Consider the following 12,524-nt stretch of genomic DNA (forward strand, 5'->3'; position numbering starts at 1 on the left):
AGGGCGTTCGGCCGTGTGACGATCGAAATTTGCTATATAAGTTTAGTGCCCGTCTTTTCACTCTGCCGTAGCAGCCATTGCGCATGCTTGAGTCGATATTCCTGCAGCTCCTCGCTGTAGAAATCGAAGATGCAAGGATCGCACCCACTGCCGCAACAGGCTTCCGGCTCCGGCGCGATGGGTGGCAGTGGCTCAGGATCATCATCCTGGCGTGGTGGTGAGGTCTCAGTCATGTAACTTCTGCACTCCTTCAATCAGCCTGCCGGTACGCATCTGCTAGAATCGCCGGCATGACCTATCAAGTTCTCGCCCGCAAATGGCGACCCAAATCCTTTGCCACGCTGGTCGGCCAGGAGCATGTGGTCAAGGCCCTGAGCAATGCGCTGGAAAACCAGCGCCTGCATCACGCCTACCTGCTCACTGGCACCCGCGGTGTGGGCAAGACCACCATTGCCCGCATACTGGCCAAATCGCTTAACTGCGAAACCGGCATTACCGCCACGCCCTGTGGCAGTTGTGACGCCTGTCGGCAAATCGATGCAGGACGCTTTGTTGACCTGCTGGAGATCGATGCCGCGTCCAATACCGGCATAGATAATATCCGGGAGGTTCTGGACAACGCCCAGTATGCCCCCACGCAGGGCCGCTTCAAGGTCTACATCATCGATGAAGTGCACATGCTATCCAAGAGTGCCTTCAATGCCATGCTGAAGACACTGGAGGAACCGCCGGGGCACGTCAAGTTCATCCTGGCCACGACCGATCCGCAGAAGGTGCCAGTTACCGTCCTGTCCCGCTGTTTGCAGTTCTCGCTACGGCAGATGCTGCCACAGCAGGTCAGCAGCCACCTGCAGCATGTATTGGAAGCGGAGCCCATAAGCTATGAGCCCGGTGCACTGACCCTGCTGGGCCATGCCGCTGCCGGCTCCATGCGCGATGCCCTGTCGCTGCTGGATCAAGCCATCGCCTATGGCGGTGGCAAGGTCGAGGAAGCCGGCGTACGCGCCATGTTGGGTGCCGTGGACCAATCCTATCTACACGAGTTGCTGCAGCATCTGGCCGCGCAGGATGGCCCCGGCCTGATGGCCGCAGCCGAGCAACTGGCCACCCGTGGTGTGGGCAGTGATGCCGCACTGCAGGAGCTCGCCTCGCTATTGCACCAGCTCGCTGTACTGCTGGCCGTACCGGCCGCTATTCCAGCCGACCACCCTCAGCATGCGGCCCTCCACACTTTAAGCAGCTTGTTCACCCCTGAGGACATCCAGCTTTACTACCAGATCGCCTTGCAAGGCCGACGCGACCTGGGTCTCGCCCCCGATGAATTCGCCGGGCTGAGTATGACACTGCTGCGTATGTTGGCCTTTGCGCCTAGTAATAAAACTGTCGGCACTCGCCCTGCAAAACCCCAAGCGGTGGATACGCCGCAGGCAAGTGTCGCGTCCACGCAGACCTCTCCAGCCATGCAGCAGCAACCTGCAGCGGCACCCACGCCGGCAAACCCGCCAGTCAAGGTCGAAGCGCAAGTAGCCGCCACACCCGAACCTGCGCCTGCAGCGCTCAAACCCACTGCTACGGTTACCGACACACCGCCTTGGCAAGATGCCGCACCGGCAGACGAGCCGCCGCCACCCGCTCCTTTTCCCGACGAAGCAGTGGCCGCCCAGCCCCCCCAGTCCGCGACAGCTCCCATCAGCTTCGATGGCGACTGGGCCAGCCTGGTAACGCGCCTAACATTGGGTGGCAAGGCAGGCATGCTGGCACAGCATGCTCAGTTGGCAGAGTATGATGGCCTACGCTTCAAACTGATCGTACCGGATGAGCATAAGGTGGTCGCCGGTCCCGATTATCGCGAACGGCTGGAGCACACCTTAAGTCAGTACTTTGGCCAGCCAGCCCATATCAGCATCAGCGTAGGTGGTGGCAGTGAAGCGACTCCTGCAGCCATGCAGCAGCGCGAAAAGCAGGCCAGACTGGCTGAGGCAACCAGCGCTATCAACAGCGATCCCTTCGTGCAAACCATGATTGCCGATTTCGGCGCCATCGTTCTGCCCGATTCCATACAGCCGCGCTCGGATCCCCTCTAAGCGCGCCCTTTCACCCATACGTATCAAGGAGTAGCCAATGTTCAACAAAGGCGGCCTGGGCAATCTGATGAAGCAAGCCCAGCAAATGCAGGACAACATGAAAAAGGCCCAGGAAGAGCTGGCCAACGTCGAAGTCGAAGGCCAGTCTGGCGCCGGCATGGTCAAGATCGTGATGAACTGCCACCACCTGGTTCGTCGCATCAGCATCGACCAGAGCGTGATTGATGACGACAAGGAAATGCTGGAAGACCTGATCGCTGCGGCCTTCAACGACGCCCTGCGCAAAGCCGAGCAAACCTCGCAGGAAAAGATGGCAGGCTTTACCGCAGGCCTGAATCTGCCACCAGGCATGAAGCTGCCCTTCTAAGCATGCAGCAAGGACGCTATCAGCTGGCGTTCCGCACCTACCTACCGGCCAGCGCCAGCACGGTGCTGGCCGGTGTGCTCACGCCAGCAGGCGTCAACGCCGAACTGCACCCCTGGCTCAGTATGCGCTTCCCTGCACCGTTGCCAGCGCAGCTGCAAGCGTTGCCTTTGCATACCCGCCTGGGCCGATGCTGGCTACTGCTGTTCGGCTTGATCCCGGTGGATTACGACGACCTCAGTTTCAACGCCATCCATCACGATGGCTTTGAGGAAAACTCTGTGCTGCTCAGCCAGCGGCTATGGACGCATACCCGCCGTGTTACGCCCCTGCCCCAGGGCTGCGAGTTATCCGACGAATTGCGCTTTACCCCTCGCCTGCCCGGTACGGGTTGGCTGAGCCTTCTGATCATCCGTCAGTTGTTCAATTGGCGCCATCGACAGCTACGCAGGCTATACCGCCAATGAAAACCCCCTCCTCCCTCAATCAGCTGATTGACGCCCTTCGGGTATTGCCAGGCGTTGGCCCGAAATCTGCCCAGCGCATGGCCTACCACTTGTTGCAGCGAAATCAGGCGGGCGCAGCCGAGCTTGCCCATGCGCTGGCCGATGCTCTGACCAAGCTCAAGCACTGCCAGCACTGCAATACCTTTACCGAGCTCGACATCTGCGAGCTCTGCAGCGACCCAGCGCGGAATGAAGCCCAGCTATGTGTCGTCGAGATGCCAGCCGATCTGTTGCGTATGGAGCAGACACAGGTATTCCAAGGTCGCTATTTTGTCCTGATGGGACGGCTTTCGCCGCTAGATGGCGTGGGGCCCGGTGATATCTATTTTGAAAAGCTGCTGGCCCGCGCCCAGGATGGCAAGGTGGAGGAAGTCATCCTCTCCACCAACTTTACCGTCGAAGGCGAAGCTACCGCCCACTACCTATCGGAGTTTCTGCGGGCCCAGGGACTACGGGTCAGCCGCATCGCCCGCGGCCTGCCCTCGGGGGGTGAACTGGAGCATGTTGATAGCAGCACCTTGGCCCAGGCCTTACTGGAAAGACGCACGCTCTGATCAGTACATGCGCCATCACTTATCCACTGGTCATACCTATCGGGTAAACGCGGCACAACACAAGCGCCGCACCCAAAACCATCACAAGCCATTGATACATATGGACGAATTTACGGAAAATTCGATAACTGGCGTTTTTCTCATGCAAGTTCGGCTTGACAGTGCATATCAGGTGTTTTTACCCACAAAGTTATCCACAGCACCATCTGTTGAACGCAGCACCGCGAAACGAGTAAACTCGGCATCAATTTTTCCACTGACCGCCGCCGCCGAGCGATTTCAATGACCGCCTCCGTCAAGCCGGCCCCCCAACGCAGTATTGCGCCCTTCGAGATCAAGAGCGCCGCGCTCAACCTGATCGCCTTTGCCCCTAAAACAGCCAATCTGGCCGAGCTTGATGCCGCGCTGGAGAAAAAGCTTGCCGGGCGCAGCGATTTTTTTGGGGGTGATGCCGCTATCCTTGATCTGACTGACTGGCCCAGCACGGCCACCGCGCTGGATCTATCCGGTTTGGTCGCTCTGCTCCGTCGGGCTGGTTTGCAGCCTATCGCCGTCCGTGGCGGCGCCGCTGCCACCCTGAGCGAAGCCAGCAACGCAGGCTTGGTAGTCATGCCCGAGACCGCTGCGCGCGATCTGCCAACCGAACCGCGTGAAGCGCCCGCCACCGCGCCTGCACAGCAATCGCTGATCATAGACAAGCCAGTCCGTAGCGGGCAGCAAGTCTACGCCCGTGGCGGCGACTTGATCGTACTGGCCCTGGTCAGCCATGGCGCCGAGGTCATCGCCGATGGCAATGTCCATGTCTATGCCCCCCTGCGTGGCCGAGCCCTGGCCGGCGCACGGGGCAATAGCGAGGCTCGCATCTTCACTCATTGCATGGAAGCCGAGTTGCTCTCGGTAGCTGGCGTGTATCGCTCCTTGGACGAGCCGCTGCCACAAAGTATCAAGGGTCGTGCCGCGCAAGTCAGGCTCGACGGCAACAAACTGGTCATCGAAGCCTTGAAGCTGGACTGAAAACCTTACTCAAATTCACGGGAAACCTAACGTGGCAAAAATCATCGTCGTCACCTCCGGCAAGGGGGGAGTAGGTAAAACCACTACCAGTGCGAGCTTCGCCTCCGGCCTGGCGCTACGCGGCAAGAAAGTCGCCGTAATCGACTTTGACGTCGGCCTGCGCAACCTCGACCTCATCATGGGTTGCGAGCGTCGCGTGGTCTATGACTTCATCAATGTCATCCAAGGCGAAGCCTCGCTCAAGCAGGCACTGATCAAGGACAAGCACTGCGATAACCTGTTCGTACTGCCTGCATCGCAAACGCGTGACAAGGAAGCACTTACCCGCGAAGGCGTGGAAAAAGTGCTGAAGGAGATGGCCGCAGACGGCTTCGACTACATCATCTGCGACTCGCCCGCTGGTATCGAGACAGGTGCCTTGCTGGCCCTCTACTTTGCCGATGAAGCCCTGGTCGTCACCAACCCCGAAGTATCCTCGGTACGTGATTCCGATCGCATCCTGGGCATACTCGATGCGAAGTCACGCAAGGCAGAGGAAGGCCAGACACTCAAGGCACACCTGCTGATCACCCGCTACGCCCCCAAGCGTGTGGATGCCGGCGAAATGTTGTCGCTGGACGACATACAGCACCTGTTGCGCATACCCCTGATCGGCGTCATCCCGGAATCCGAGTCGGTGTTGCAAGCATCCAACAGTGGCACCCCCGCCGTACACCTTGAGGGCTCCGAGGTCGCCGAGGCCTATAAAGATGTTGTGGCCCGCTTTCTGGGTGAGGATAAACCCCTGCGCTTTATCGAAGCGCCCAAGCAAGGCTGGCTCAAGCGCCTGTTCGGAGGTTAATCCATGTCTTTCCTCGATTACCTGCTCGGTACCAAGAAGAAATCGGCCTCTGTGGCCCGCGAGCGGCTGCAGATCATCCTGGCGCACGAGCGCGCCGGGCGGGGTGGTCCAGACTATCTGCCAGCCTTGCAGCAAGAGTTGATAGCCGTCATTTCCAAGTATGTTTCGGTTGGCCAGGATGACATCAAGGTATCCTTGGAGCGTCAAGACGACTACGACGTTCTGGAGGTCAACATCGTCTTGCCGGAAGGTGCAAAACGCTGATCATGGTAAAGCCGGGTTCCAACCCGGCTTTTTGCTGCCATAATCGCCGCCAAGCCCGCCAACAGAGCTGGGCCTCATGATCCACCGCCATGACCGACAAGATAGAAGACAACCTACCGCCAGAGCGGCCCATACAACTCGACAAGTTCCTGAGCCAGCGCGATACCGAGCGCTGGTGCAAGCGCCTGTCCGCCGATTATCCAGCGGCCGATTACTGGCTATGCCACGAAGCCCGCATACTGCAAGGCTTCCAGCGTGACCAACGCCATGCAGCCCGCTTTGTTGCCGTCGATCTGGACCGACAAGCCCTGATCAGCGAGGCAAGCGGCCACCCGCTTACCCATTGGCTGGCCACCCCGGTGGGGGAGCTGGAACACCCCTTCCAGCGCTCCAGCGACTTGGTGCGACTGGTACTGGCAAGCCTGCGTGCCCTCTCCCACCTGAGCCGTGCCGGCCTCGTCCACGGCGGCTTACGGCCGGACCTGATCGTCCTGCATCAGAACGACAAGCATGAGATCGACTATGACAGCCTGACACTGATCGACTTCGGTGTAGCCCGCAGCGCCCAGCATCGCATTGAAAAACCTCTGTTCATCGATCTCGCCAGCCCGGACGCCGCCTATCTTGCCCCCACCATGCGCGATGCCATCCTGCGTGACTGGCAGACCTACGCCAAACTGGTGGGTGAAAGCGGCAAGTCCAGTTGGTACGAGCTATCGGAGTCGGCACGGCATCAATACGCCAGCGTGCTGATACCGGACCTCGCCATCAACACCCTGGATTGGCGTGTCGACCTGTACGCCCTGGGTCATTGGTTCAAGCAGATCTCGCTGCACCGCATCGACTACTACAAGGATGCGCATCAGGAAACGCTGCCGGCGCTGATCAAAAAGATGCAAAAGCCGGTATTGCAAGGTGGCTTCACCAGCCTGGATGCCTGTATCAAGGCCTTCGAGGCGCTGGAGGTCGACAAGCGCGCCCTGGCCATTGCCGAAGCACCGCAAACAGCCGGCGTGTTCACCATGCAGCCTACACCCGTGCTGCACCCCAGCACGGCCCAGCGCCCTGTGGCCGTACCGCTGCAGGACGATGAATTCTCCCCCAGCCCCATAGGCATGACGCGCCGTGACAGCCGGCCAGAAGCCCCCAGCGGTCGCGGCAAACTGCTGGGTATCGGTGTTGGCCTGATCATCGTGGCCGCCCTGGGTGCCGCCCTGCTCAGCTCCAAAGAGCAGCACGCCAGCTCCAATGAACCAGCACCCGCGCCAGCCGACACAGCACAAACTGCCAGCGTCGACGTAGCCCCACCCGTGCTGACCGACAATAGCGCCAACCCGCCCCAACTGGCCGATACCACGGCACTGGCAGGGCTAGCCTTGCCAGAACTGCAGCGTGCCGCCGAAGCAGGCGACCCTGCTGCGCAAACACAGCTGGGCCTGCGCTATCGCAAAGGCCAGGGAGTGGCAGCAGACAATATCAAAGCAGTAGAGTGGTATCGCAAGGCTGCCGAGCAACAACATGCCGATGCACAGGCCTATTTGGGCTTCATGTACATGACAGGACGCGGTGTCCGGAAGGATGACCTGGAGGCAGTACGCTATTCGCGCCTGGCGGCCGAGCAAGGCAACGCCACGGGCCAGTACAACCTCGCCCTGATGCACCTGGCTGGTCGCGGCGTACCGCTGGACAAGGTCGCCGCCTACCGCCTGTTAAAACAAGCTGCCCAGCAGGATGACGCCGCAAGGGCAAGGCTGGCCGATGTCCGGCAGCAGCTGACTGCGACACAACTGGCCGAGGCCGAGGCCAGTCCCTGAGCTAGTGCAAGGCGCGTAGTGGTACGGCAGCCGCCAGTGGCTCGCCCGACCACCGCGCTCTGGTGCGCCAGCCCCCCCACGAACCGGTTTGGCGCCACTCACCGCTTTACTGCGCTGTGGAACCAGCCCGTACTGCCTCCCCGCCAGCCAGGCCCCGTAGCAAAGGCTGGCTGGGCATACCAAGGAAGCGAAGTCAGGGTCGCCCTCACTGCACGACTCAATGCGACATCAGCACCGGCACCGTCATGGCCTCCAGCATGGTACGGCTTGCACCGCCCATCACCATTTCACGCAGGCGCGAGTGACCATAGAGTCCCATCACCAGCAGGTCGACCTGCCTGTCGGCGGCTACAGACAGCAAGACTTCACCGATATCGCGGCTGAATGCAGTGTCCTTCACCACCTCAACCTCCACGCCGTGGCGGGCAAGGTATAAGCCCACATCCGCACCCGGTAGCTGGCCGTGTACGCCTGGGTCCATGCTGGCATTGACGATCAGCACAGTCACCTTCTTGGCACGGCGCAACAAGGGTAAGGCATCGGTCAGGGCTCGGGTAGCCTCGCGGCTGCCATTCCAGGCCACCATGGCATGCTGGTCCAGGGTAGGGAAACTGCCAGCATGCGGCACCGCCAGTACGGGGCGGCCGCAAGCCATCGCCACATCCTGCAGCAGCGTGGGTGGCAAACCATCAGCTGGCGAGGCTGGATCATACTGCCCCATCACCACCAGATCCTGATACCGCGCATGCAGGCAGATGGCTTCAGCCGGCACGCCGATCTGCTGATGCCAGCTCGATTGATTGGGATGCTGCTGGGTCAGGCGCTCGAACAACTCCCGCGCCTGTATCGCCGCGCGCTCAATATCCTCATGTATGGCGTAATAGACCGAGCCTGCGCCGCCGCCGGGTTCCATCACATTGATATAGGGCGAAGGCGCCACAAACAGCCCCGTCAAATGGGCTTCGTGAGCTTGCGCTAGTTGCAGGGCAAAGCGTATGCGTGCAGCAGCATGTGGGCCACTGTCTACCTGGACCAGGATATTGCGATAGCTCATGGTGTGTTCCTCCTGTGGCATTCGAGATAAAAACCTTGCTCAAGTTCGTTTTTAAGCCTGTTTTGACCTGCCGCATTTGATTGGGATCAAGTGCAGCCTCAGAAAACTTAGTTTCCCAAGCAGCAGGAAGCAATCCACGCCAACTGCAATCCATGCTTGATGCACATCAAGGCCCGCGCCGTGCAACGTCACATACTAGGATGTGATCGGACATGGGCGGACAAAAGGAGGGGAAGCATGAGCATGCAGCTGCAATTTCTCGGCGGTACCGGCACGGTTACCGGCTCCAAATACCTGCTGGAAGCCGAGGGGATGCGCCTGCTGGTGGACTGCGGCCTGTTTCAAGGCTGGAAGCAACTGCGGCTGCGGAACTGGACCCAACTACCGGTCGATCCCGCCAGCATCGATGCCGTCATACTGACCCATGCCCACCTCGACCACAGCGGCTACCTGCCGCTATTGGTACGCGAAGGCTATCGCGGCCCGGTGTACTGCACTTCGGCCACGCGGGAGCTCTGTGAAGTGCTATTGCCCGATAGCGGTCGCCTGCAGGAGGAAGAAGCAGGCTATGCCAATCGCCACCATTCTTCCCGACATGATCCTGCCCTGCCGCTCTATGACGAATCGGACGCCCAGCGCTGCCTCAAGCAACTCCACCCCTGCCCCTACGGCAAGGATATTGCGCTCAACCCTAAGCTAAAACTGCATTTCCGGCCGGCCGGGCATATCCTGGGCGCCGCGACCGTCGAACTGACATCCAGCACGGGTCGCATTGTGTTCTCGGGAGACCTGGGCCGCCCCGCCGATCTGGTGATGAAGCCCCCAGCGACCGTCGGCCAGGCCGACTGGCTGCTAGTGGAATCCACCTACGGCAACCGCAGCCACGAGCAGGAAGACCCTCGCGTACAGCTGGGCGAAATCATTCGCCGCACCGTCGCTCAGGCTGGCGTGGTGTTGATCCCCACCTTTGCCGTGGGCCGCGCCCAGAATCTGATGTACCTGCTGCACCTGCTGCGCGAATCGGGCGAGATACCCCAGGTGCCGGTATTCCTGAACAGCCCCATGGCGGTCGATGCGACCGAGATTTTCCTCCGCCACCAGGGTGAACACCGGCTCACCCAGGCACAGTGCGCAGCCATGTGCCGCAACGTCACCGTGGTCTCCTCCCCTGAAGAATCCAAGGCGCTTAACCGACGTCACGGCCCCATGATCATCCTAGCGGCCAGCGGTATGGCGACCGGTGGCCGGGTACTGCACCATATCAAGGCCTTCGCACCCGATGCGCGCAACACCATCGTGTTTTCCGGCTTCCAGGCTGGCGGAACACGCGGCGCCGCCATGCTGGGCGGCGCCAGCCATGTCCGCATCTTTGGCGAGGACATCCCGATCCGAGCCAGTGTCGAAAACGTGCCCAACTTCTCGGCCCACGCCGATGCCGATGAAATACTGGCTTGGCTGCGAGGCTTTCTGACGCCCCCCAAGCAAACCTTCATCGTCCATGGCGAGCCGGATGCCGCCGATGCCCTGCGCAAGCGCATCGCGACTGAGCTGAACTGGAATGTCTGCGTCCCCGACTACCTGCAAAGCATCAAGCTCGAAGCATGATCAACCCGCTACCCCTACTTCGCTTTCGGCCGCTGGGTATCGACACTGCGCACGAATACGTGGTCTACATGAATGCCGGCTGTCATATCTGCCGCTCCGAAGGGTTTGCTGCGCAGGCCAGGCTGGTGGTCAGCGCCAATGGCCGCAGCATCATCGCCACGCTCAATACGGTCAAAGGTAACCTGCTGGGTATAGACGAAGCCTCACTGAGCCTATCGGCCCAACGAGCACTCCATCTGCACGATCACGATAATCTTGCCTTCTCCCATGTCCCGGTGCTGCAGTCCGAGAGTTATCTGCGTGCCAAGATTTACGGCCAGCGGCTGTCAGCAGCCGAACTCAGCGCCATCATCAACGATACTGTTGCGGGCCGTTTATCCGATCTGCACCTGGCAGCCTTCGTATCTGCTTGCGCGGGTGAGCGGCTGGACATCGATGAGACCGTTGCGCTTACCCGCGCCATGGTCGCTGCCGGCGCCACCCTGGATTGGGGCACCCATCCCATCGTCGACAAACACTGCGTTGGCGGCCTGCCAGGCAACCGTACCACCCCCATCGTGGTCGCCATCGTCTCGGCCTGCGGCCTGACCATGCCCAAGACATCGTCGCGCGCCATCACCTCGCCCGCCGGCACGGCCGATACCATGGAAGTATTGGCGCCCGTCAATCTGGACCTTGCCGGCATACGGCGGGTGGTTGGCAAAACAGGGGGCTGTGTAGTCTGGGGTGGCGCCATGCAGTTAAGCCCTGCCGACGATATCCTGATACAGGTGGAAAGACCGCTGGACCTCGACAGCGACGGCCAGTTGGTGGCCTCCATCCTCTCCAAGAAGCTCGCCGCCGGATCGGATCAGGTGCTGATCGATATCCCGGTCGGCCCTACTGCCAAGGTCAGGACGCTGGAGACGGCCACCCGGCTGCAGGCGCGATTGCTTGCGGTAGGCACGCAGCTAGGTATCCATGTACAGGTGATGATCACCGACGGCCGGCAGCCCATAGGCCGTGGTGTCGGCCCAGCCCTGGAAGCACGCGATGTGCTGCAGGTGCTGCAGAATGCCCCCCAGGCCCCTGCCGACTTGCGCGAGCGTGCCCTGCTGCTGGCCGCCAGGCTGCTGGATATGGGCGCCGCCGCCCTGCCGGGGCAAGGCATGGCGCTAGCCACGGCCACCCTGGATAACGGCAACGCCTGGCGGCAATTCCAGGCTATCTGCGAGGCCCAAGGCGGCATGCGGCAAGTCCCCCAGGCCCCCCTGACCCAGCCTGTGCTGGCCGTACAAGCCGGTCAGGTGCAAGACATAGACAGCCGTACCCTGGCCCGCATTGCCAAGCTGGCGGGTGCACCACAATCGAAAGCCGCAGGGCTGGATCTGCATGTCAGGCTGGGCGATACCGTCATGGCCGGCCAGCCACTCTTCACCATCCATGCCGAGGCCCCGGGTGAACTACGCTACGCCCAGGCCTACGCGGCCGACCAAACCAGCGTCATCACCCTGGACACCCGCCATGGTCAAGCCCAATCAAACTGATATCGTCCTGCTGACCTTGCCTGGCAACGAAGCCCAAGGCGAGACACTGGCAGCGCTGTTGGCCTGCCCCACGGCCCCTGTACTGCTGCATAGCTTCCCCGATGGCGAAACGCTGGTCACCGTACCCGAGGGCTTGCAGGATCGCTGCGTGATACTGGTATGCACGCTGGATCACCCCGACAGCAAGCTGGCCCCGCTGCTGTTCGCCGCCGATGCCGCTCGTGACCTGGGCGCCCGCAAGGTGGGCCTGGTTGCGCCATATCTGGCTTACATGCGGCAGGACATCCGCTTTGCCCCCGGCCAGGCCATCAGCTCGCGTACCTTCGCCAGCGTGCTGTCGCGGCATATCGATTTCCTGGCCACGGTCGACCCCCATCTGCATCGCAACCACGCCCTCGACCCGTTGTTCCAGCTACCCTGTGCCGCCGTGGCGGCTGCACCTGCCATCGCAGACTGGATTGCCCAGGCCGTCACCAAGCCCTTGCTGATCGGCCCCGATAGCGAAAGTGAACAGTGGATCGCAGCAGTCGCCCAACGGCTGGGGGCACCTTATCTGGTATTGGAGAAAACCCGCCGAGGCGATCGTGACGTCAGCGTCTCGGAAATCGATGCCGGCGCCTGGGCACAGCACACGCCCGTCCTGCTGGACGATATCCTCTCCACTGCCCGCACCATGATTGCGGCCGTGCAGCGCCTGCGCGAAGCCGGACTGGCCGCCCCCATCTGCATCGCCGTCCACCCCATACTCAGCGGCGATGCACTGCCAGCCCTCATGGCGGCAGGCGCCGCCAGGGTAGTCAGCTGCAACACCATCAGCCACAGTAGCAACGCCATTGATGTCATGCCGCTGATTGCAGCAGCACTCCCGCAGTATTGCCTGCCACAGGCCTGAACCCTC

Annotated in this window: 13 protein-coding genes; 11 read left to right on the plus strand and 2 right to left on the minus strand. The window is 61.2% G+C overall.

The window, feature by feature from the left end; all coding sequences use genetic code 11:
* Positions 1 to 32 precede the first annotated feature (32 nt).
* The gene (locus tag V7714_RS20625) at positions 33 to 233 is read right to left on the minus strand and encodes an oxidoreductase-like domain-containing protein (RefSeq protein WP_442890901.1); all 201 of its coding nucleotides are present in this window, start codon (positions 231 to 233) and stop codon (positions 33 to 35) included.
* Positions 234 to 290: 57 nt separating this feature from the next.
* Between V7714_RS20625 and dnaX the strand changes: the two genes are divergently transcribed.
* The 8 genes from dnaX (at position 291) to V7714_RS10180 (ending at position 7,441) form a co-directional block, all read left to right on the plus strand.
* A complete protein-coding gene (gene dnaX / locus V7714_RS10145; RefSeq protein WP_335709616.1) occupies positions 291 to 2,084 on the plus strand; it encodes a DNA polymerase III subunit gamma/tau in 1,794 nt (597 codons plus the stop codon).
* Positions 2,085 to 2,121: 37 nt separating this feature from the next.
* Positions 2,122 to 2,451: a YbaB/EbfC family nucleoid-associated protein gene (locus V7714_RS10150; protein WP_284194378.1), complete on the plus strand. Its 330-nt coding sequence runs from the start codon at positions 2,122 to 2,124 to the stop codon at positions 2,449 to 2,451.
* Positions 2,452 to 2,453: 2 nt separating this feature from the next.
* Entirely contained in the window at positions 2,454 to 2,915 is a 462-nt protein-coding gene (locus V7714_RS10155; RefSeq protein WP_335709617.1) for a hypothetical protein, read from the plus strand.
* On the plus strand, positions 2,912 to 3,508 hold the full coding sequence (recR, locus tag V7714_RS10160; protein ID WP_335709618.1) for a recombination mediator RecR: 597 nt from the start codon (positions 2,912 to 2,914) through the stop codon (positions 3,506 to 3,508). Before V7714_RS10155 ends, recR begins: the two co-directional genes overlap by 4 nt.
* Before the next feature lie 282 nt (positions 3,509 to 3,790).
* Entirely contained in the window at positions 3,791 to 4,522 is a 732-nt protein-coding gene (minC, locus tag V7714_RS10165) for a septum site-determining protein MinC (protein WP_335709619.1), read from the plus strand.
* Between the two features lie 31 nt (positions 4,523 to 4,553).
* Entirely contained in the window at positions 4,554 to 5,363 is an 810-nt protein-coding gene (gene minD / locus V7714_RS10170) for a septum site-determining protein MinD (RefSeq protein ID WP_284194382.1), read from the plus strand.
* A 3-nt stretch (positions 5,364 to 5,366) separates the two neighbouring features.
* Positions 5,367 to 5,627 carry a cell division topological specificity factor MinE gene (gene minE, locus V7714_RS10175; RefSeq protein WP_284194383.1) on the plus strand — a complete coding sequence of 87 codons (261 nt, stop codon included), beginning with the start codon at positions 5,367 to 5,369 and terminating at the stop codon, positions 5,625 to 5,627.
* An 89-nt stretch (positions 5,628 to 5,716) separates the two neighbouring features.
* On the plus strand, positions 5,717 to 7,441 hold the full coding sequence (locus V7714_RS10180) for a Sel1-like repeat-containing protein kinase family protein (RefSeq protein WP_335709620.1): 1,725 nt from the start codon (positions 5,717 to 5,719) through the stop codon (positions 7,439 to 7,441).
* Between the two features lie 217 nt (positions 7,442 to 7,658).
* Here V7714_RS10180 and V7714_RS10185 read toward each other — a convergent pair whose 3' ends face one another.
* On the minus strand, positions 7,659 to 8,495 hold the full coding sequence (locus V7714_RS10185) for a universal stress protein (RefSeq protein ID WP_335709621.1): 837 nt from the start codon (positions 8,493 to 8,495) through the stop codon (positions 7,659 to 7,661).
* Positions 8,496 to 8,732: 237 nt separating this feature from the next.
* Between V7714_RS10185 and V7714_RS10190 the strand changes: the two genes are divergently transcribed.
* From V7714_RS10190 to V7714_RS10200, 3 genes are read left to right on the plus strand one after another with little or no spacing between them, the layout of a single operon-like run.
* A complete protein-coding gene (locus V7714_RS10190; protein ID WP_335709622.1) occupies positions 8,733 to 10,100 on the plus strand; it encodes an MBL fold metallo-hydrolase in 1,368 nt (455 codons plus the stop codon).
* A complete protein-coding gene (locus V7714_RS10195) occupies positions 10,097 to 11,626 on the plus strand; it encodes a thymidine phosphorylase family protein (RefSeq protein ID WP_335709623.1) in 1,530 nt (509 codons plus the stop codon). The genes V7714_RS10190 and V7714_RS10195 overlap by 4 nt, the downstream gene beginning before the upstream one ends.
* A complete protein-coding gene (locus V7714_RS10200) occupies positions 11,604 to 12,518 on the plus strand; it encodes a ribose-phosphate pyrophosphokinase (protein ID WP_335709624.1) in 915 nt (304 codons plus the stop codon). Before V7714_RS10195 ends, V7714_RS10200 begins: the two co-directional genes overlap by 23 nt.
* The last annotated feature ends 6 nt before the right edge of the window (positions 12,519 to 12,524 follow it).

The organism is Chitinimonas sp. JJ19, from assembly GCF_036961565.1.
In the GTDB taxonomy this organism is placed as follows: domain Bacteria; phylum Pseudomonadota; class Gammaproteobacteria; order Burkholderiales; family Chitinimonadaceae; genus Chitinimonas.

Coding starts and splice junctions, on each gene's coding strand:
- V7714_RS20625 (WP_442890901.1), bottom strand. CDS start 233: ATGACTGAGACCTCACCACCACGCCAGGATGATGATCCTGAGCCACTG.
- dnaX (WP_335709616.1), top strand. CDS start 291: ATGACCTATCAAGTTCTCGCCCGCAAATGGCGACCCAAATCCTTTGCC.
- V7714_RS10150 (WP_284194378.1), top strand. CDS start 2,122: ATGTTCAACAAAGGCGGCCTGGGCAATCTGATGAAGCAAGCCCAGCAA.
- V7714_RS10155 (WP_335709617.1), top strand. CDS start 2,454: ATGCAGCAAGGACGCTATCAGCTGGCGTTCCGCACCTACCTACCGGCC.
- recR (WP_335709618.1), top strand. CDS start 2,912: ATGAAAACCCCCTCCTCCCTCAATCAGCTGATTGACGCCCTTCGGGTA.
- minC (WP_335709619.1), top strand. CDS start 3,791: ATGACCGCCTCCGTCAAGCCGGCCCCCCAACGCAGTATTGCGCCCTTC.
- minE (WP_284194383.1), top strand. CDS start 5,367: ATGTCTTTCCTCGATTACCTGCTCGGTACCAAGAAGAAATCGGCCTCT.
- V7714_RS10180 (WP_335709620.1), top strand. CDS start 5,717: ATGACCGACAAGATAGAAGACAACCTACCGCCAGAGCGGCCCATACAA.
- V7714_RS10185 (WP_335709621.1), bottom strand. CDS start 8,495: ATGAGCTATCGCAATATCCTGGTCCAGGTAGACAGTGGCCCACATGCT.
- V7714_RS10190 (WP_335709622.1), top strand. CDS start 8,733: ATGAGCATGCAGCTGCAATTTCTCGGCGGTACCGGCACGGTTACCGGC.
- V7714_RS10195 (WP_335709623.1), top strand. CDS start 10,097: ATGATCAACCCGCTACCCCTACTTCGCTTTCGGCCGCTGGGTATCGAC.
- V7714_RS10200 (WP_335709624.1), top strand. CDS start 11,604: ATGGTCAAGCCCAATCAAACTGATATCGTCCTGCTGACCTTGCCTGGC.